The organism is Pseudomonas sp. NUPR-001 (assembly GCF_052147955.1).
Lineage (GTDB): Bacteria > Pseudomonadota > Gammaproteobacteria > Pseudomonadales > Pseudomonadaceae > Aquipseudomonas.
The window spans coordinates 268940-287501 of record NZ_CP197353.1; the positions used below are offsets into that span (position 1 = coordinate 268940).

17 protein-coding genes are annotated in these 18562 nt (G+C 61.5%); 7 read left to right on the forward strand and 10 right to left on the reverse strand.

Going from position 1 to position 18562, the window contains the following annotated elements:
• The 3 genes from gshA to ACP6KB_RS01195 all read right to left on the reverse strand — a co-directional run bounded on the left by gshA (position 1) and on the right by ACP6KB_RS01195 (position 4442).
• A complete protein-coding gene (gene gshA / locus ACP6KB_RS01185) occupies positions 1-1587 on the reverse strand; it encodes a glutamate--cysteine ligase (RefSeq protein WP_442111479.1) in 1587 nt (528 codons plus the stop codon).
• 153 nt (positions 1588-1740) lie between these two features.
• On the reverse strand, positions 1741-2124 hold the full coding sequence (locus ACP6KB_RS01190; protein WP_442111481.1) for a PaaI family thioesterase: 384 nt from the start codon (positions 2122-2124) through the stop codon (positions 1741-1743).
• A complete protein-coding gene (locus ACP6KB_RS01195) occupies positions 2124-4442 on the reverse strand; it encodes a Tex family protein (protein ID WP_442111483.1) in 2319 nt (772 codons plus the stop codon). Before ACP6KB_RS01195 ends, ACP6KB_RS01190 begins: the two co-directional genes overlap by 1 nt.
• 240 nt (positions 4443-4682) lie before the next feature.
• On the opposite strand from ACP6KB_RS01195, the gene ompR reads away from it, so the two are divergent.
• Both ompR and ACP6KB_RS01205 read left to right on the forward strand, forming a co-directional pair.
• Positions 4683-5423, forward strand: a complete 741-nt coding sequence (ompR, locus tag ACP6KB_RS01200; RefSeq protein ID WP_442111485.1) for an osmolarity response regulator transcription factor OmpR — start codon at positions 4683-4685, stop codon at positions 5421-5423.
• 126 nt (positions 5424-5549) lie between these two features.
• A complete protein-coding gene (locus ACP6KB_RS01205; protein WP_442111487.1) occupies positions 5550-6863 on the forward strand; it encodes an ATP-binding protein in 1314 nt (437 codons plus the stop codon).
• A 36-nt stretch (positions 6864-6899) separates the two neighbouring features.
• Here the strand turns inward: ACP6KB_RS01205 and rimK are convergent, their stop codons facing one another.
• Together rimK and rimB are read right to left on the reverse strand one after the other, a co-directional pair.
• Entirely contained in the window at positions 6900-7805 is a 906-nt protein-coding gene (gene rimK, locus ACP6KB_RS01210) for a 30S ribosomal protein S6--L-glutamate ligase (protein WP_442111489.1), read from the reverse strand.
• Entirely contained in the window at positions 7802-8284 is a 483-nt protein-coding gene (rimB, locus tag ACP6KB_RS01215; protein WP_133216441.1) for a retropepsin-like aspartic endopeptidase RimB, read from the reverse strand. Before rimB ends, rimK begins: the two co-directional genes overlap by 4 nt.
• A 141-nt stretch (positions 8285-8425) precedes the next feature.
• On the opposite strand from rimB, the gene ACP6KB_RS01220 reads away from it, so the two are divergent.
• The 4 genes from ACP6KB_RS01220 to ACP6KB_RS01235 all read left to right on the forward strand — a co-directional run bounded on the left by ACP6KB_RS01220 (position 8426) and on the right by ACP6KB_RS01235 (position 12156).
• On the forward strand, positions 8426-8827 hold the full coding sequence (locus tag ACP6KB_RS01220) for an RNA-binding S4 domain-containing protein (protein WP_442111492.1): 402 nt from the start codon (positions 8426-8428) through the stop codon (positions 8825-8827).
• A 62-nt stretch (positions 8828-8889) separates the two neighbouring features.
• Positions 8890-9792, forward strand: a complete 903-nt coding sequence (gene hslO, locus ACP6KB_RS01225) for an Hsp33 family molecular chaperone HslO (protein ID WP_442111494.1) — start codon at positions 8890-8892, stop codon at positions 9790-9792.
• A 179-nt stretch (positions 9793-9971) separates the two neighbouring features.
• Entirely contained in the window at positions 9972-11519 is a 1548-nt protein-coding gene (locus ACP6KB_RS01230; RefSeq protein ID WP_442111496.1) for a phosphoenolpyruvate carboxykinase, read from the forward strand.
• A 208-nt stretch (positions 11520-11727) separates the two neighbouring features.
• A complete protein-coding gene (locus ACP6KB_RS01235) occupies positions 11728-12156 on the forward strand; it encodes an acyl-CoA thioesterase (protein WP_442111498.1) in 429 nt (142 codons plus the stop codon).
• 11 nt (positions 12157-12167) lie between these two features.
• On the opposite strand, the gene ACP6KB_RS01240 is transcribed toward ACP6KB_RS01235, so the two are convergent.
• The 4 genes from ACP6KB_RS01240 to ACP6KB_RS01255 all read right to left on the reverse strand — a co-directional run bounded on the left by ACP6KB_RS01240 (position 12168) and on the right by ACP6KB_RS01255 (position 17015).
• The gene (locus tag ACP6KB_RS01240; RefSeq protein WP_442111500.1) at positions 12168-12653 is read right to left on the reverse strand and encodes a glycine zipper domain-containing protein; all 486 of its coding nucleotides are present in this window, start codon (positions 12651-12653) and stop codon (positions 12168-12170) included.
• A 212-nt stretch (positions 12654-12865) separates the two neighbouring features.
• Positions 12866-15202 (reverse strand): FdhF/YdeP family oxidoreductase, encoded by a 2337-nt coding sequence (locus ACP6KB_RS01245; RefSeq protein WP_442111502.1) that lies wholly within the window; start codon positions 15200-15202, stop codon positions 12866-12868.
• The gene (fdhD, locus tag ACP6KB_RS01250; RefSeq protein WP_442111504.1) at positions 15199-16035 is read right to left on the reverse strand and encodes a formate dehydrogenase accessory sulfurtransferase FdhD; all 837 of its coding nucleotides are present in this window, start codon (positions 16033-16035) and stop codon (positions 15199-15201) included. The genes ACP6KB_RS01245 and fdhD overlap by 4 nt, the downstream gene beginning before the upstream one ends.
• Before the next feature lie 92 nt (positions 16036-16127).
• Positions 16128-17015, reverse strand: coding sequence for a LysR family transcriptional regulator (locus ACP6KB_RS01255; RefSeq protein ID WP_442111506.1), 888 nt, complete (start codon positions 17013-17015; stop codon positions 16128-16130).
• Between the two features lie 84 nt (positions 17016-17099).
• On the opposite strand from ACP6KB_RS01255, the gene lysM reads away from it, so the two are divergent.
• On the forward strand, positions 17100-17540 hold the full coding sequence (lysM, locus tag ACP6KB_RS01260; protein WP_442111508.1) for a peptidoglycan-binding protein LysM: 441 nt from the start codon (positions 17100-17102) through the stop codon (positions 17538-17540).
• Between the two features lie 286 nt (positions 17541-17826).
• Here lysM and yrfG read toward each other — a convergent pair whose 3' ends face one another.
• On the reverse strand, positions 17827-18489 hold the full coding sequence (yrfG, locus tag ACP6KB_RS01265) for a GMP/IMP nucleotidase (RefSeq protein ID WP_442111510.1): 663 nt from the start codon (positions 18487-18489) through the stop codon (positions 17827-17829).
• Positions 18490-18562 lie beyond the last annotated feature (73 nt).

Sequence of the window (18562 nt, forward strand, 5' to 3'; positions counted from 1 at the left end):
TCAGTTGCTGATCGCCAGAATGCTCGCCTGGTAGGCGCTGACGAACAGGTCGAAATCAACCTTGTCCTCTTCGCGCTCAAGCGTGGCCTGGGCCTCCAGCGACTCACGGGCCGCTGCTTCAAAGCTCTGCTGCTCCTGCGCTGGCAGGGCCTGGGCGCGGAAGAATTCGGCATGCGCCTGGCTTTGGCGCAAGGCAAAGCGGCTGAAGCTTTCCTTGTGCTCTTTCATGCTCGCCAGTACCTGCGCCGATGGCGTCAGCGACGGATCGCTGACCTTGGCCTTCTGCAGTTCCAGCGCCTTGGCATGCTCGTCACCGGACTGGCTGCGGTCGAGCAGCTCGGCCAGGGGGGCAATGCGTTCAAGCAGTTCGTTCGCCCATTCCTTGAGCGCAACCGGCTTGCCGTGGCGTTGCAGCATCAGATCCGGACGACGGCCTTCCTTGACCACACTGAGGAAGTTGCCGGTGCAGTTGCCACACTCCAGGTAACCCAGCAGCGGGCTGTCTTCCAGGGCGCAGAACAACAGGAAAGCGTCGAGGAAGCGTGCTTCGTTGAGGTCGATGCCGGTGGGCAGGAACGGGTTGATGTCCAGGCAACGCACCTCGACGTACTGGATGCCACGCGCCATCAGCGCCTGGATCGGACGTTCGCCGCTGTAGGTCACGCGCTTTGGACGAATGTTGGAGTAGTACTCGTTTTCGATCTGCAGGATGTTGGTGTTCAGCTGAACCCACTCGCCATCCTTGTGCGTGCCGATCTCGACATAGGGCGCATACGGGGTGGCGACGGCCTTGCGCAGGCTGTCGGTGTAGCTGCTCAGATCGTTGTAGCACGGGGTCAGGCCTGCCTGGGCATTGCTCTGGTAACCCAGGTCGCTCATGCGCAGGCTGGTGGCGTACGGCAGGTACAGGGTGTCGGCGTCGAACTGTTCGAGCTGGTGTGGGCGACCACGCAGGAAACCGGCGTCGAGCGCTGGCGAGGCACCGAACAGGTACATCAGCAACCAGCTGTAACGGCGGAAGTTGCGGATCAGGGCGATGTAGGCCGCCGACTGATAGGCGCGATCGTCGAGGCTGCTGCCTTCAGCGGCACGCAGCAGCGGCCAGAGTTTTTCTGGCAGCGAGAAATTGTAGTGAATCCCGGCAATGCACTGCATGGTGCGGCCGTAACGCAGGGCCAGGCCCTTGCGATAAACGTACTTGAGCTGACCGATGTTGGAGCTGCCGTACCAGGCAATCGGAATGTCTTCCTCGGCCGGTAGCGGGCAGGGCATGGAAGGGCTCCACAGGTATTCGCTGCCCAGTTTGCTGTAGGCGAAGCGGTGGATGCTCTCCAGGCTTTCGAGGGTCTGCGCAGGGTCGGCCAGGGCTGGGGTAATGAACTCCAGCAGCGACTCCGAATAGTCCGTGGTGATCTGCTCATGGGTCAACGCCGCACCGAGCGCTTCGGGATGCGGGGTCTGTGCCAGGCGACCTTCCTCGGTCACACGCAAGCATTCGCGCTCGATGCCGTGCAGGCACTGCTTGAGCAGGGAGAGGTTGTCGCCTTCGCCGAGCAGGCTCAGGCGGCGGTTGAGAAGTTCGCTCAAGATGGATTCCTTCACGCGTCAGTCGCCCCAATATGGGGGTGGAATTGACGGTCTACAAGGGTGGACAGAGGAACTGGCGTTGTCGCCTGGTATTGGCCGGCTTTCGGCAGTGCCTGCGCTCTGCCGAAAATATCGCAATTTAGCTGCTGACGGCTAGAGGATGACGAAGGTTCCCTGGGCTTTTGCCACCAGCTTGTCGCCCTGAAGCACATCGGCGTCGACCACCAGCGTGCGCCGCCCGGCATGCAGCACGCGGGCGATGCACTGCACTTCGCCTTCGCTGACGGCGCGCAGGTAGTTGATCTTGCACTCCAGGGTCACGCTCTGCTGGTCGAAGCCATGGGCGCTGGAACAGGCCAGGCCCATGGCGGTATCGACCAGGCTGAAGATGGCCCCGCCGTGCAGCTTGCCGCCGCGGTTGCGCAAATGCGGTTCCAGGGCCATTGTCATTTCTGCAACGCCTGCTTCCAGGCGTTGCAGGCTGCAGCCAAGCAGGTGGCTGAAGGCGCTGAGCACGACGTCTTCTGGGGCCTCCATCACTTCTTCTTCAGCTGTTTGGCGTTGGCGAACAGCGCTGCCATGGCATTGTTGGTCGGTGCCGGGGTTTCCTTTGCACGCGGCGCGGCGCTTGGCTGACGTGGCGCTGAACCCGGGCGGCTGCCACGGGCGCCATCGATCTTCTCGCCCGGGGTGTCGCTCATGCGCATCGACAGGCCGACGCGTTTACGCGGGATGTCGACTTCCATGACCTTGACCTTGACCACGTCGCCAGCCTTGACCGCTTCGCGCGGATCTTTGATGAACTTCTCCGACAGCGCCGAGATGTGCACCAGGCCGTCCTGATGGACGCCGATGTCGACGAAGGCACCGAAGTTGGTCACGTTGGTGACTACGCCTTCGAGGATCATCCCCAGTTGCAGGTCTTTGAGGTCTTCGACGCCTTCCTGGAATTCAGCGGTCTTGAACTCGGGACGTGGGTCGCGGCCGGGTTTGTCCAGTTCCTGGAGGATGTCGGTGACGGTCGGCAAACCGAAGGTTTCGTCGGTGAACTTCTTCGGGTCAAGGCGCTTGAGGAAGCCGCTGTCGCCAATCAGCGAGCGGATATCGCGGTCGGTGTCGGCCGCAATACGCTGCACCAGCGGGTAGGCCTCAGGGTGCACCGCCGAGGCGTCCAGCGGGTTGTCGCCATTCATTACGCGTAGGAAGCCTGCCGCTTGCTCGAAGGTTTTTTCGCCGAGTCGGCTGACTTTCTTCAACGCAGCACGGGTTTTGAACGCGCCATTGGCGTCGCGGTGGCTGACGATGTTTTGTGCCAGGGTGCTGTTGAGGCCAGAGATGCGCGACAGCAGGGCGACCGAGGCGGTGTTGACGTCAACGCCGACGGCGTTCACGCAGTCTTCGACCACAGCGTCCAGGCCGCGGGCCAGCTTGAGTTGGGAAACGTCATGCTGGTACTGGCCGACTCCGATGGATTTCGGATCGATCTTCACCAGTTCCGCCAGCGGGTCCTGCAGGCGGCGGGCAATCGATACCGCGCCACGGATCGACACGTCCAGGTCCGGGAACTCACGGGCAGCCAGTTCCGACGCCGAGTACACCGAAGCACCGGCTTCGGAGACCATGATCTTGGTCATTTTCAGTGCTGGGTATTTTTTGATCAGCTCGGCGGCCAGCTTGTCGGTTTCGCGGCTGGCGGTGCCGTTGCCGATGGCGATCAGCTCGACCGAGTGCTTGGCGCACAGCGCGGCAAGTACGGCGATGGTCTGGTCCCACTGGTTTTTCGGGACGTGCGGGTAAACCGTGGCAGTGTCGAGCAACTTGCCGGTGGCATCGACCACCGCCACCTTGCAGCCGGTACGCAAGCCCGGGTCGAGGCCCAGGGTGGCGCGCGGGCCGGCCGGAGCGGCCAGCAGCAGGTCGTGCAGGTTGTGGGCGAAGACGTTGATGGCTTCGCTTTCGGCGTTGTCGCGCAGCTCACCGAACAGGTCGGTTTCCAGGTGGCTGTAGAGTTTGACCTTCCAGGTCCAGCGCACCACTTCAGCCAGCCACTTGTCAGCTGGGCGGTTGTGGTTCTGCAGGCCAAAGCGCTCGGCAATCATCAGTTCGCACGGGTGCAGGGTGCCTGGCAGCTCTTCGCCGACCTTCAGCGAAGCGGCGAGCACGCCCTCGTTTCGGCCACGGAAAATCGCCAGGGCACGGTGCGACGGAACGCTCTTGAGCAGTTCATCGTGTTCGAAGTAGTCGCGGAACTTGGCGCCTTCCTCTTCCTTGCCAGCCACCAGACGGGCGCTAAGCACGGCTTCCTGCTTGAGGAAGTTGCGCAGCTTGTCGAGCAGGCTGGCGTCTTCGGCAAAGCGCTCCATGAGGATGTACTTGGCGCCTTCGAGGGCAGCCTTGACGTCGGCCACGCCTTTTTCCGCATCAACAAAGCGCGCGGCTTCGGCTTCTGGGCTCAGTTGCGGGTCGTTGAGCAGACCGTCTGCGAGCTCGCCAAGGCCCGCTTCCAGGGCGATCTGGCCCTTGGTGCGACGCTTCTGTTTGTACGGCAGGTAAAGGTCTTCGAGGCGCGTCTTGGTGTCAGCCAGTTTGATCTCGCGGGCCAGTTCCGGGGTGAGCTTGCCTTGCTCTTCGATGCTGGCCAGGATGCTGGCGCGGCGGTCGTCCAGCTCACGCAGGTAGCGCAGGCGCTCTTCCAGATGACGCAGTTGGGTGTCATCCAGGCTGCCGGTCACTTCTTTACGGTACCGGGCGATAAAAGGCACCGTCGAGCCTTCATCAAGCAGGGCCACGGCCGCTTCGACCTGTTGCGGGCGGACGCCGAGTTCCTCGGCGATGCGGCTGTTGATGCTGTCCATAAAACCACCTGACAATGTGTGAATACAAAGGCCGCGGGCGGGCGCCATAGGGCGCTCGAAGCAATGCGGCGCTGGCTGAAAGGGGCGCATTATACCCAGCACGCCGGGCTTGCGGTGATAGCAGGGCGCCAGCTCCCCAGGCTGTGAAACTGGCGCAGCGGGAAAAATCTGCTAACAATGCACACGGCACGGCCAATGGCGGCTAAGCCATAATGCGTGCCGAGATTAGAGGAGTAATTCATGAGCAGCACTGCACAAACCGCTGAAGGCGAAAAAATTCTCATCGTCGATGACGACCCGGGCTTGAGCAGCCTGCTGGAACGTTTCTTCACCAGCAAGGGCTACCGCGCCCGTGCAGTCCCCAATACCGAGCAAATGGACCGCCTGCTGGCTCGCGAAGTATTCAACCTGGTGGTGCTCGACCTGATGCTGCCCGGCGAAGACGGCCTGACCGCCTGCCGCCGCCTGCGCGCCGCGAACAACCAGATCCCGATCATCATGCTTACCGCCAAGGGCGACGAGCTGAGCCGTATCAAGGGGCTGGAGCTGGGTGCAGACGATTACCTGGCCAAACCGTTCAACCCCGACGAGCTGATGGCCCGGGTCAAGGCCGTGCTGCGTCGCCAGGCCCCTGCCGTACCCGGCGCGCCAGGCAGCGAAGACGAAACCGTCACCTTCGGTGACTACGAGCTGTCGCTGGCAACCCGTGAACTGAAGCGTGGCGAAGAAGTGCACATGCTCACCACCGGTGAGTTCGCCGTACTCAAGGCGCTGGTCATGCACGCCCGTGAGCCGCTGACGCGTGACAAACTGATGAACCTGGCTCGCGGCCGTGAGTGGGATGCGCTGGAGCGTTCCATCGACGTGCAGATTTCCCGTCTGCGCCGGATGATCGAGCCTGATCCTTCGAAGCCACGTTATATCCAGACGGTCTGGGGTGTTGGCTACGTTTTTGTACCGGATGGCAACGCCGCTAAGTGATGTTTCGATTGTAGGAGCCAGTCACAGCCAGCAGGGCGATCCTTCGGGGTGCCCTGTTTTTGCCTGTGGTGGGTCCGCAAAGCCTGCGAGCCATGCTCGTGCCTGCAAAGTGTGTAGCCGTTGTCGATGAAAACGCCCTTGTGGTTCCCGCAAAGCTTCTTCGCCCGCACCCTCTGGTTGGTGCTGATCGTCGTGCTGTTTTCCAAGGCGTTGACCTTGGTTTACCTGCTGATGAACGAAGACGTGTTGGTCGATCGCCAGTACAGCCACGGGGTGGCCCTGACGTTGCGCGCCTATTGGGCGGCGGACGAATCCAACCGCGAGAAGATCGCCGAAGCGGCAGGGTTGATCCGGGTGGTTGGCTCCGGTGTGCCTGAAGGCGAACAGCATTGGCCCTACAGTGAAATCTATCAACGTCAGATGCAGGCCGAACTGGGTGCCGACACCGAAGTGCGCCTGCGCATCCATGCGCCACCGGCCCTTTGGGTGCGGGCACCGAGCCTGGGCGCTGGCTGGTTGAAGGTGCCGCTGTATCCGCACCCGTTGCGTGGTCAGAAAATCTGGAGCGTCCTCGGCTGGTTCCTGGCGATTGGCCTGTTGTCCACGGCCTCGGCGTGGATTTTTGTCCGTCAGCTCAACCAGCCCCTCAAACGCCTGGTATTTGCTGCCCGGCAACTGGGTCAGGGGCGTAGCGTCAGGTTGCCGGTCAGTGATACACCCAGCGAGATGACCGAGGTGTACCGCGCCTTCAACCAGATGGCCGAAGATGTCGAGCAGGCCGGGCGCGAGCGTGAGCTGATGCTGGCTGGCGTGTCCCACGACCTGCGAACCCCCTTGACCCGCTTGCGCCTGTCGCTGTCGTTGCTGGCCAACGAAAACGATCTGACCGACGACATGGTGCGTGACATCGAAGACATGGACGCCATTCTCGATCAGTTCCTCGCCTTCATTCGTGACGGGCGTGACGAGCCGGTGGAAGAGGTCGACCTGAGCGACCTGGTGCGCGAGGTGGTAGCCCCCTTCAATCAGCCAGAAGAGCGGGTACGCCTGTGTCTTGAGCCGATTCCGCCTTTCCCGCTGCGCCGGGTGTCGCTCAAGCGTTTGCTCAACAACCTGATCGGCAACGCCCTGTACCACGCCGGTAAAGGGGTTGAAGTGGCAGCCTATGTGTCTGGCGACAGCAGTGCGCCTTATGTGGTGCTGAGCGTGCTGGACCGCGGTGCAGGCATCGACCCGAACGAGCTGGAAGGGATCTTCAACCCGTTCATTCGCGGTGATCGCGCCCGCAGTGGCAAAGGTACCGGGCTGGGGCTGGCGATCGTCAAGCGTATCGCCGCCCAGCATGGCGGTAATGTCGAACTGCGCAACCGCTCTGGCGGTGGGCTTGAAGCCCGTGTGCGGCTGCCACTGGGCCTGCTGCTACCCCGCGATGCGGTGTAACTGACAAATCGCAATCGCGGGGCAAGCCCGCTCCTACTAGCCTTTGCCTTTGGTGCGGGTCAGGTTCGGCCCGCCGTTCTTCTCCAGGTGTTCGATGATCATCCCGGCAACGTCCTTGCCGGTGGTGACTTCGATGCCTTCCAGACCAGGTGACGAGTTCACCTCCATCACCAGTGGGCCATGGTTGGAGCGCAGGATATCCACACCCGCCACGCTCAAACCCATGACCTTGGCCGCGCGAATGGCGGTCATGCGTTCTTCGGGGGTGATTTTGATCAGGCTGGCGCTGCCACCGCGGTGCAGGTTGGAGCGGAACTCGCCGGGTTTGGCCTGGCGCTTCATCGAGGCAATCACCTTGTCACCGACCACGAAGCAGCGGATATCGGCACCACCGGCTTCCTTGATGTATTCCTGAACCATGATGTTCTGTTTCAGGCCCATGAACGCTTCGATCACCGACTCGGCCGCCTTGGTGGTTTCACACAAGACCACGCCAATGCCTTGGGTGCCTTCGAGCACTTTGATCACCAGTGGCGCACCGTTGACCATTTGGATCAGGTCGGGAATGTCGTCGGGTGAGTGCGCAAAGCCGGTAACCGGCAGGCCGATACCACGGCGCGACAGCAGTTGCAGCGAGCGCAGTTTGTCCCGCGAGCGGGCGATGGCCACCGATTCGTTCAGCGGGAACACCCCCATCATCTCGAACTGGCGCAGTACCGCGCAGCCATAGAAGGTCACCGAGGCGCCGATGCGCGGGATTACCGCATCGAAACCCTCAAGGGGTTTGCCGCGGTAGTGGATCTGCGGCTTGTGGCTGGCGATGTTCATGTAGGCGCGCAGGGTATCGATCACCACCATTTCATGGCCTCGTGCAGTACCGGCCTCAACCAGACGACGAGTGGAATACAGACGCGGGTTCCGCGACAGCACAGCGATCTTCATGCAACACCTGTGGAGGGAGAAATAGTGGCCGGGAATGCCGGTTTGTCTTGTACGTATTTAAGGCCCGGGTTGACCACCAACTGGCCATGGATCAGGGCTTTGGAGCCGAGCAGCAGGCGATAGCGCATGGCTTTTCGGCAGGCCAGGGTGAATTCCACTTCCCAGACCCGGTCTCCCAGGGCCAGTGGCGTGCGGATCACGTAGCGCACCTGCGCCTGGCCATTGGAGCTCTTGATGGTTTTCATGGTCACCAGCGGCGCTTCGCAGCGGCGGTGACGCAGTTGCACGACCGAGCCCAGGTGCGCGTTGAAGCGCACCCACGGCTGGCCATTGCGTTCGAAGGTCTCGACCTCGGTGGCATGCAGGCTGGAGGTGCTGGCGCCGGTGTCGATCTTGGCGCGCAGGCCCGCCACGCCAAGGTCGGGCAAGGCCACCCACTCGCGCAGGCCGATCACAGTCAAATGGTCAAATGTCTTCAAATTGCTCAACCAGCGTAAAAAGTCGCAAGGCCAGAAACGGCGTGCGCGACAGGTCGGTGAACTGTAAGCACGCCGCAGATTTTTTGCATCCGCCAGATACGGTAGTACAGTTCGGTGAACGAAAAAATGCGGGGAAATGTCATGGCACAAAAGCCGGAAGAGGACGACAAGGTTCGTCTGGACAAATGGCTGTGGGCAGCACGCTTCTACAAGACCCGGGCGCTGGCCAAGGCCGCCATTGAAAGTGGAAAGGTGCATTGCCGGGGCGAGCGTTGCAAGCCGGGCAAGGAGCCACGACTGGGCGACGAATTCGTCTTGCGCACCGGCTTTGATGAGCGCACGGTGGTGGTCAAGGCGCTTTCGGTGGTGCGCAAAGGTGCGCCCGAAGCCCAGACGCTGTACGAGGAAACCGCCGAAAGCATCGCCCGCCGAGAGCAGGCCGCCGCCATGCGCAAGGCCGGGGCGCTGGGCATCAGTACCGACGGTCGGCCAACCAAGAAACAGCGGCGTCAGCTCCACCAGCTTCATGACAGCGCCGGTTAACGGGCGCGGGGCGCACTGATAAACTAGGTGCCATTAACTCATTTATGTGAAAACCCGAACCCATGTCTGAATTGCCGGATACCGATTACACCCAACGCTTCCTCTTCGACGACCGCGATGTACGCGGTGAAATGGTCGTGCTGGAGCGTAGCTACGCCGAGGTGCTGGCCAAGCATCCTTACCCGCAACCCGTTGCGCAGCTGCTCGGTGAGCTGATGGCGGCCGCCGCGCTGCTGGTCGGCACGCTGAAATTCGATGGTCTGTTGATCCTTCAGGCGCAGTCGAGTGGCCCGGTGCCCCTGCTGGCCATCGAATGCACCAGCGAGCAGGAGATTCGCGGCCTGGCGCGCTATGAGGCCGAGCAGATCAAGGACGACGCCACCCTGGCCGACTTGATGCCTGGCGGACATCTGGTGCTGACCATCACTCCGGTCAACGGTCAGCGTTACCAGGGCACGGTGGAGCTGGACGGCAAGGACTTGTCGGAGTGCTTTACCAACTATTTCGTCATGTCCCAGCAGGTCAACACCTGTATTTCCCTCGCCGCCGATGGTCAGCGCGCCCGCGGCCTGCTGGTGCAACAGCTGCCTGCCGATCGCCAGAAAGACATCGAAGAGCGTGAAGAGAGCTGGAACCACGTCAAAGCCTTGGCCAACACGGTGAAAGCCGAAGAACTGCTGGGCCTGGACAACGAAACCATGCTGCATCGCCTGTATCACGAAGACGCCGTGCGTCTGTTCGATATCTTGCCGCTGCACTTCCGTTGCAGCTGCTCGCGCGAGCGCTCTGGCAATGCGTTGATCAGCCTCGGTGAACATGATGCGCTGGCGCTGGTCAATGAACATGGCGGCAAGATCGAGGTCGATTGCCAGTTCTGCAACCAAAGCTATCAGTTCGATGCCGCCGATATTGAGCAATTGTTCGCCGGTGGCGGTGTAGACGCGCCGTCAGATACTCGGCACTAAAACGTTTCATCACAGGTAAATCTCCTGTCTAACGCCGGAAAATCGCCGTTCTGACAGGAGGGCTCTACTTTTTTTGGGCGTTTCTGGCATAATCCGGCCACTTTTTTCGCTGTAGTAGTTTTCAAAGCTCTACTACAAAACGTTTGGAGCACTCGGCCTCAGGCCGGATGGGGAATCTCATGACGCAAGCCAACAACACCGTGTACACCGACCTGAGCGTCGATGAGCTGGTAAAAGAAGCGCTGAACCGCGGTGAAGGCGAGCTGGCCGATACTGGCGCACTGGTTGTGAAAACGGGTCATCGCACCGGTCGTTCGCCGGTTGACCGTTTCATCGTCGAAGAGCCGTCCACGCAGGACGCCATCGCCTGGGGCCCGATCAACCGCAAGTTCCCGGCCGACAAGTTCGATGCCTTGTGGGACCGCGTCGAAGCGTTCAACAACGCGCAAGAGCACTTCGTTTCCTACGTCCACGTAGGTGCAGCCGCCGAGCACTACCTGGCGGTGAAAATGACCACCCAGACTGCCTGGCAGAACCTGTTCGGCCGTTGCCTGTTCATCAACCCGGAGCAGGGCCAGTACAACCCGGCCGGTCGTGATGAGTGGCAGATCCTCAACGTTGCCAACTTCGAGTGCGTACCAGAGCGTGACGGCACCAACTCCGATGGCTGCGTGATCCTCAACTTCGCCCAGAAGAAAGTTCTGATCGCAGGAATGCGTTACGCCGGCGAAATGAAGAAGGCGATGTTCTCGGTGCAGAACTTCCTGCTGCCAGCTGCCGACGTGCTGCCAATGCACTGCGCCGCCAACATCGGCGAAGAAGGCGATGTCACCCTGTTCTTCGGTCTGTCCGGTACCGGCAAGACCACCCTGTCGGCTGACGAAAGCCGTTACCTGATCGGTGACGACGAGCACGGTTGGGGCGAAGGCGTTGTCTTCAACATGGAAGGCGGCTGCTACGCCAAGTGCATCGACCTGTCCGAGAAGAACGAGCCGGTCATCTGGAAAGCCATCAAGCATGGCGCTGTGCTGGAAAACGTCGTTATCGACGACGCCAAGCACGCCGACTACACCGATGTCAGCCTGACCCAGAACAGCCGCGCTGCCTACCCGCTGGAACACGTTGCCAAACGTGCTGAAGCGAACCTGGGCGGCGAGCCGAATGCAGTCATCTTCCTGACCTGCGACCTGACCGGCGTACTGCCGCCAGTGTCGATCCTGAACAACGAGCAGGCGGCCTACCACTTCCTGTCCGGCTACACCGCGCTGGTCGGTTCCACCGAAATGGGTTCGGGCGGCGGCATCAAGTCGACCTTCTCCACCTGCTTCGGCGCACCGTTCTTCCCGCGTCCGGCTGGCGAGTACGCTGAGCTGCTGATCAAGCGTATCAAGGGCTTCAACTCCAAGGTCTACCTGGTTAACACCGGTTGGACTGGCGGTGGCTACGGCGTTGGCAAGCGCTTCAACATTCCGACCACCCGTGCGGTGATCGCAGCCATCCAGAGCGGCGCGCTGATCGGTGCTGAAACCGAGCACCTGGACATCATCAACCTGGACGTGCCGAAGCAGGTTCCTGGCGTTGAAACTGTTCTGCTCAACCCACGCAACACCTGGGCTGACTCGGCGGCTTATGATGAAGCTGCCAAAGGCCTGGCCAACCTGTTCATCGAAAACTTCAAGAAGTTCGAAGTTTCCGACGCCATCAAGGCCGCTGGTCCACAGCTGTAAGCTGCAGACCGCGTGACGCAAAAAGCCGCCCTCATGGGCGGCTTTTTGTTTTTGCTGTGCCTTCTGGTGGAATCAGGCACTGTAGGCAACTGTCTTGCACCACCTGTGGGAGCGGGCTTGCCCCGCGATTGTAGCCCGACGTTGTATCGAATCGCGGGGCAAGCCCGCTCCCACAAAAGCCCGCTCCTACCCGGTGTAGAGGTCATCCATGTCCGAGACTCTTCAGCGTCACCAATTTCTTCATCATCAGCCGATCCTCACGCGCTGGCAGGACAGCGACCTCAACGGCCATATCGCTGGCGCTACGGTGTACAGCTACTTTGACACGACGATTCAGGCATTCCTGCAGCAACACGCGGGCCTGGACCCTCAGGACGGTGAAGTGATGGGGTTTGTGGTGAGTTCAGCTGCAGACTTTTTCGCCTTGCCGGCGTTTCCTGACACGCTGGAGGTCGGCTTGCGCGTTGCGCGCCTGGCCGGTAGTACGGTGGAGTATCAGTTAGGTCTGTTTCAGGCGGGAGAGCAGCAGCCTTGTGCCGCAGGTAAGGTGGTGCAGGTGTTTATCGAGCGGGCCTCGGGGCGGCCGGCGCAACTGCCAACAGCCCTGCAGACGGCATTGCTGCGCCTGCAGGGCTGAGTCCACCGCACTTAGCGGTGACGCCAGTGCTTCTTGTGCTTGCGATGGCCGTAGTGGTGACCACGGTCGTGGTAGTAGCGACGGTCGTCGTAGCCACGACGGTAGCGACGGGCATCGTCACGTTCGTCGTCGTCGGCCTTGTTGCCCAGGTAGTTACCCAAGGCACCACCAGCACCACCACCTGCGGCTGCACCGATGTAACTACCGGTAGTGCCGCCCACGCTGCGACCTACCACGTTACCGCCAGCAGCGCCCAGTGCACCGCCGATTGCCGCTTCGCCACGTTGGCGCTTGTCGGCACCCAGGGCACCACCGGCTGCACCACCCAGGCCAGCGCCGATTGCACCGCCAGTGCTACCGCCGACCGATTGGCCGACCACTGAGCCCAGTACCCCACCCAACGCGCCGCCAATACCGGCTTCGGTATTGCCGCCGGCTGAGGCAACGCCACTGAGCAGGCCAAGAGACAACAACAGAATCGAGGAGTACTTCATCAAGAGAGCCTCATAGGGATGACGAGGCGATCCTGAGGCTGGCGAGGGGCGCTGGCAACGCAAATCCGACGAGTAACACGACTTGTACACAATTCGCTAAGTTACTGTTTTAGCTGTGAAACTTTCTTGATTTTGCGCTGTCTGAGCTTACTTGAGACAAGGCCCCGGCATCGCTGCCAGGGCCTTTTTTATTGGGTGTCGAACCGCAGATTCTGTCAGAGGATGCGCGCGTTGTCGCTGGCGGCTTCCAGTTTGATCGCGACAAACTTCGATGTCGGGGTGTGGCTGCCATCACCGACGCTTTCCAGCGGCACCAGCGGATTCACCTCCGGATAATACGCCGCCGCCTGACCGGCCGGAATATCGAATGCCAGCAGGGTGAAGCCCTTGACCCGACGTTCGCGGCCATCGCTCCACAACGAGACGATATCGGCCTTCTGCCCCGGATGGAAGCCCAGGCGGATGATGTCGGCTTCATTGGCAAACAACACATTGCGCTGGCCTTTGACGCCACGGTAACGGTCATCGAGCCCGTAGATGGTGGTGTTGTACTGATCATGGGAGCGCATGGACTGCATGATCAGGTCAGGCGCCTGGCCGGTGGCGCGTACGCGCTCGTGCAGCAGGTCGTCAGGCAAGCCGTTGGCTTTGAAGTTGGCGCGGCCGCTGGCGGTCTTCCATTGGCGTTTGCCGGCGCTGTTACCCAGATAGAAGCCACCAGGATGCGCCAGGCGCTGATTGAAGTTGTCGAAGCCGGGGATGGTGTCGCTGATCAGGTCACGGATGCGCCCGTAGTCAGCCACCAGCCAGTTCCAGTCCACAGGTTTTGCACCCAGCGTGGCGGCGGCGATCCCGGCGATCACCGCAGGCTCTGAGCGCATTTGCCGCGACAATGGCTGCAGTTGGCCGTTGGAGGCATGCACCATGCTGAACGAGTCTTCCACGGTAACGGCCTGTGGGCCATCGCTTTGCAGGTCGATGTCGGTGCGGCCCAGGCAAGGCAGGATCAGCGCCTGCTTGCCGTGGATCAAGTGGCTGCGGTTGAGTTTGGTGCTGATCTGTACGGTCAGTTCACAGCTGCGCAGGGCCTGGGCAGTGCGTTCGGTGTCGGGGGTTGCCTGGGCGAAGTTGCCGCCCAGGCCGATGAACACCTTGGCTTGGCCGGCGAGCATGGCGCCAATCGCTTCGACGGTGTTGTGGCCATTGTGACGTGGTACCTGGAAGCCGAAGCGGCGCTCCAGCGCGTCGAGTAGGGCAACTGGCGGGCGTTCGTTGATGCCCATGGTGCGGTCGCCCTGAACGTTGCTGTGGCCGCGTACCGGGCACAATCCGGCGCCTGGCACGCCGAGGTTGCCGCGCAACAGCATGAGGTTGGCGATTTCCTGAATGGTCGCCACCGAATGGCGGTGCTGGGTAATTCCCATGGCCCAGCACATGATGACTTTCCTGGCTTTGCAGTACATCCGCGCGGCGTGCTCGATCTGTTCGAGGTCGAGGCCGGACTGCGATTCGATCTGCTGCCATGAGGTGCTGTCGACGGCGGCCAGGTAATCCAGCACACCGTCAGTGTGCTGATTGAGAAACTCATGGTCGAAAATGGCCGGGGCATTGCTGGCCTGGGCCTCGCGTTCCCATTGCAGGAGGAACTTGGCCATGCCGCGCAGCACGGCCATGTCGCCACCCAGTGCCGGGCGGAAATACGCGGTGTTGGTCGGGCGGTCGCCGTTGGTCAGCATCTCCAGCGGATGCTGCGGGTGCTGGAAACGCTCCAGGCCCCGTTCTTTGAGAGGGTTGATGCACACCACCTGCGCGCCACGTTTGACGGCTTCACGCAGCGGTTCGAGCATGCGCGGGTGGTTGGTGCCAGGGTTCTGACCCCAGACGAAAATCGCGTCGGCGTGCTCGAAGTCGTCAAAGGTCACCGTGCCTTTACCCACCCCGACACTTTGGCCCAGGGCCACGCCACTGGCTTCGTGGCACATGTTGGAGCAGTCCGGGAAGTTGTTGGTGCCATAGGCGCGGACGAACAGCTGGTACAGGTAGGCCGCTTCGTTGCTGGCCCGGCCCGAGGTGTAGAACTCGGCCTGGTCGGGGCTTTCAAGACGCTGCAGATGGCTGGCGATCAGGGCAAAGGCGGCGTTCCAGTCAATGGGTCGGTAACGGTCGGTGCTGGGCTCGTAGACCATCGGCTCGGTAAGACGGCCCTGATATTCAAGCCAGTAGTCACTCTGGCTGAGCAGCGAGGTGACGCTGTGGCGGGCAAAAAACGCCGCATCGACTCGGCGCTTGGTGGCTTCCCAGTTCACCGCCTTGGCGCCGTTTTCGCAGAACTTGACCATGCCGCTTTCCGGCGAATCACCCCAGGCGCAGCCCGGGCAGTCGAAACCACCGTTCTGGTTGGTCTTGAGCAGGGCGCGGATATTCTTCAGTGCGTTGTCACTGCCGATCCAGGCCTGCGCCACGCTGCGCAGTGCACCCCAGCCGCCCGCGGCACCGTGGTAGGGCTTGTAACGCGGAACGGGTTTTTGGTCGGCTTGATGATGCAGGCTCACGGGCGATTCTCCAGCACGGGGCTGAACACCCGTGGCGCACTGTGTTTAGGCAGATGGATCAGGTTGAGGTTGTGTTGGCGTGCCCACTGCAGCGCCAGGCCGGTCGGTGCCGACAGGCTGACCAGGGTCTGGATGCCGGCACGCAGGACTTTCTGGATCAATTCCAGGCTGCAGCGGCTGGTGACAACCGCCAGGCCGCCTTCGAGGCTGATGTGTTGGCGCAGCAGGGCGCCGATCAGTTTGTCCAGCGCGTTGTGGCGGCCGATGTCTTCGCGGCCCAGCAGCAGTTCGCCCTGGTTGTTCATGAACAACGCCGCATGCACCGCGCCGCAGTGCTGGCCCAAAGGCTGGAAGGCATCGATGCGTTGGCGCAGGCCGTCGAGCCAGTGTGCCGGCGGCAGCGGGGCACCCGGTAGCACCTTGAGTGCTGGCAGGGCTTGCTCCAACGCCTCGACCCCACACAGGCCGCAACCACTGGTGCCGGCCAGTTGCCGACGCTGGTTTTTCAGATTCCAGAAGGCGCGGCTGGCGATTTCCACTTCAGCGTTGATCGCTGATCCGCAGCCGCTGAGCTTGAGGTCGTAGATTTCGTCTGGCGAGCTGATGATGCCGCTGCCTAGGCTGAAGCCAACGATAAAGTCTTCAAGGTCGGTGGGGCTGACCAGCATGACCGCCTGGTTGATGCCGTTGTAGGCAATGCCCAGGGCAACTTCTTCGGCCAACGGTGTGCTGGCCGGGCTGTTGTCGGTCAGGTGGCTGTAGTCATAGGTATTGCTGGCCGCGGGCGCAGTCAGGGGAGCGGACGCCGCGCAGGCCGGAGGTGTTGTGCTCATCAGAGATACCGGCGGCTGGTCTGGTTTAAGCCTAGGCTTGCGCTCGGGTATCGTCTAATCGCTAATGCTGATGCCGTGATAGAGCCCGTCGATCAGGCACGGCTTTGCATGGCCTGAAACTCGGCCAGACAGGCTTCGGCCAGCGCCGAGCGTGGCGCGGTACGCCGCATGATCAGGCCCAGCGGTGCGAGGGTGCTGGCCTGTTCGATCGGTTGCAGGCGCAGCCGCTCGGTGAGGACTTCAAGGCCCGCCGCCAGCGGCATGATCGCGCAACACAACCCGCCACCGACGGCCTGCACCAACTGATGGACGGCATCGGTCTGCAGCAGCAATCGGGGCGCCAGCCCACGGCTGTGGAAGTTGTGGTCAATCGACTGGCGAAAGTGCATGCCTGCGGTCAGCAGACCCAACGGCAGTTCAGCCAGTGCCTGCCAGCTTAAGGGCTGTGGCGCGAAGGCAAAATGATCTGGGTCATACAACAGCCCCATGCGGGTTTCACCCAAGGGCAAGGACAAAAAGCGTTCGTGGTCCAGGCGATCCAGGTAAGAAACGCCCAGGTCCAGGCGGTTGCTGGTCAGTTGCTCGAGGATTTGCTCGGAGCTTAATGCGCTGAGTTCGAAATTCAGGTCCGGGTGCTGCTGGTGCAGGCGTTGCAACAGCGGCAGCGGGTCGAAGCTCGACAGCGGCACCACCCCCAGGCGCAGGTTGCCGACCAGATGCCCGCGACAGGCGGCGGCTTCGGCGTGCAGGCCATCGTAAGCGGCAATTACCGTGCGAGCCCAGGCCAGTACCCGCTCACCCTGGGCGGTGAAGCCTTCGAAACGCTGACCACGGTTGACCAGGGCCAGGTCCAGCTCCTGCTCCAGGTTGCGCAGGCGCATCGACAGAGTGGGTTGGGTCACGTGACAGCGGGCCGCCGCCTGGCCGAAATGACGGGTTTCATCCAGTGCGATGAGGAATTTCAGTTGTTTGATGTCCATCGTCGCTCCTTGGCGTAAAGCAGGCGAAGCATTCTAACCTGTCCTAGACTGCTTGCTCCGGGATTCATCACCAAGGAGAGCGGTATGAGCATTTTGAGCTTCATCAAAGAGGCCGGTGAGAAAATCATCGACCTGCTGACCCCTGGGAACGCCAATGCCAGTGAGCAATTGCAAAAGCACGTCGAAGCAGTTGGCCTCGGTAATCCGAACATCAAGGCGACGGTCGATGGCGACAAGGTAGTCGTCACCGGTGAAGTGGCCAGTCAGGAAGAGAAGGAGAAGATTCTCCTGGCGTTGGGCAACATTGCTGGTGTTGCGTCAGTCGATGACCAGATCACTGTTACCGGGCCGGCCGTGGCTGCTGCCCGCTTCGTTGTGGTGCAAAAGGGCGACACTCTTAGCGCTATTTCGCTGACGGTGTATGGCAATGCCAATCTGTACAACAAGATCTTCGAGGCCAACAAACCGATGCTCAAGCATCCCGACAAGATCTACCCTGGGCAGACTCTGCGCATTCCAGAGTAACCGTCCGTCTATCACATCGCTTCGCGGGACAAGCCCGCTCCCACAGATCCAGCGCGGTAGGAGCGGGCTTGACCCGCGATAGCGGTTCGTCTGTCACATCGCTTCGCGGGGCAAGCCCGCTCCCACAGATCCAGCGCGGTAGGAGCGGGCTTGACCCGCGATGGCGGTTTGTCTGTCACATCGCTTCGCGGGGCAAGCTCGCTCCCACAGATCCAGCGCGGTAGGAGCGGGCTTGACCCGCGATAGCGGTTTGTCTGTTACATCGCTTCGCGGGGCAAGCCCGCTCCTACAGGCCTTCGAGGAGGGTTCGGTAGTCTTCTACGGCGGCGAATTCTTCGGTATCACGCGGCCCTTTGCGGCTGTCCGGCTGGCGCACCGCAAGCAGGTGTGCCACGCCGAAGCGGCCGGCGCTGCGCAAAATCGACAAGGTGTCATCAATAAACAGGCTGCGCGCTGGCGTAAAGCCGATATCGGCCTGCAACGCTTCCCAGAACTGCGGGTTTTCCTTGGGATAACCGTAGTCATGAGAGCTGATCAGGCGCTCGAAGTAGGGGGCAAGCTCGACCTTTTCCAGCTTGAGCGACAACGAGTCACGGTGGGCGTTGGTGATCAGGATTACCCGCTTGCCGGCCTGTTTGATCGCCTGCAGAAAGGTGTCGGCGTCCGGACGCAAGGCAATCAGGTGTGCAATTTCCAGTTTCAGCTCACGCACTGGAAGGTTCAGCTCACGGCTCCAGAAATCCAGGCAGTACCAGTTCAGCGAGCCGGCGTGGCGTTCGAACAACGGCTCCATTTCCAGCTGGGCCATCGCCAGGCTGATGCCGTGCAGGTCGGCATAGCGCTGCGGCAGGTGTTCGAGCCAGAAGTGATTGTCGAAGTGCAGGTCCAGCAAGGTGCCGTCCATATCCAGCAGTACGGTGTCGATGGTGGACCAGGCTAAAACAGGCATATGAAATTCTCGGACAGTCAGGGCAGCAGTGGCCGGGCAAGCCACGGTATAGTAACCCGTTCACGCCCAGGAG

What these genes read in the sequence shown, in the direction of transcription:
- ACP6KB_RS01190 (WP_442111481.1), bottom strand. Translation starts at nt 2,124, where the DNA reads ATGGAGGCCCCAGAAGACGTCGTGCTCAGCGCCTTCAGCCACCTGCTT.
- ACP6KB_RS01195 (WP_442111483.1), bottom strand. Translation starts at nt 4,442, where the DNA reads ATGGACAGCATCAACAGCCGCATCGCCGAGGAACTCGGCGTCCGCCCG.
- ompR (WP_442111485.1), top strand. Translation starts at nt 4,683, where the DNA reads ATGAGCAGCACTGCACAAACCGCTGAAGGCGAAAAAATTCTCATCGTC.
- ACP6KB_RS01205 (WP_442111487.1), top strand. Translation starts at nt 5,550, where the DNA reads ATGAAAACGCCCTTGTGGTTCCCGCAAAGCTTCTTCGCCCGCACCCTC.
- rimK (WP_442111489.1), bottom strand. Translation starts at nt 7,805, where the DNA reads ATGAAGATCGCTGTGCTGTCGCGGAACCCGCGTCTGTATTCCACTCGT.
- ACP6KB_RS01220 (WP_442111492.1), top strand. Translation starts at nt 8,426, where the DNA reads ATGGCACAAAAGCCGGAAGAGGACGACAAGGTTCGTCTGGACAAATGG.
- hslO (WP_442111494.1), top strand. Translation starts at nt 8,890, where the DNA reads ATGTCTGAATTGCCGGATACCGATTACACCCAACGCTTCCTCTTCGAC.
- ACP6KB_RS01230 (WP_442111496.1), top strand. Translation starts at nt 9,972, where the DNA reads ATGACGCAAGCCAACAACACCGTGTACACCGACCTGAGCGTCGATGAG.
- ACP6KB_RS01235 (WP_442111498.1), top strand. Translation starts at nt 11,728, where the DNA reads ATGTCCGAGACTCTTCAGCGTCACCAATTTCTTCATCATCAGCCGATC.
- fdhD (WP_442111504.1), bottom strand. Translation starts at nt 16,035, where the DNA reads ATGAGCACAACACCTCCGGCCTGCGCGGCGTCCGCTCCCCTGACTGCG.
- ACP6KB_RS01255 (WP_442111506.1), bottom strand. Translation starts at nt 17,015, where the DNA reads ATGGACATCAAACAACTGAAATTCCTCATCGCACTGGATGAAACCCGT.
- lysM (WP_442111508.1), top strand. Translation starts at nt 17,100, where the DNA reads ATGAGCATTTTGAGCTTCATCAAAGAGGCCGGTGAGAAAATCATCGAC.
- yrfG (WP_442111510.1), bottom strand. Translation starts at nt 18,489, where the DNA reads ATGCCTGTTTTAGCCTGGTCCACCATCGACACCGTACTGCTGGATATG.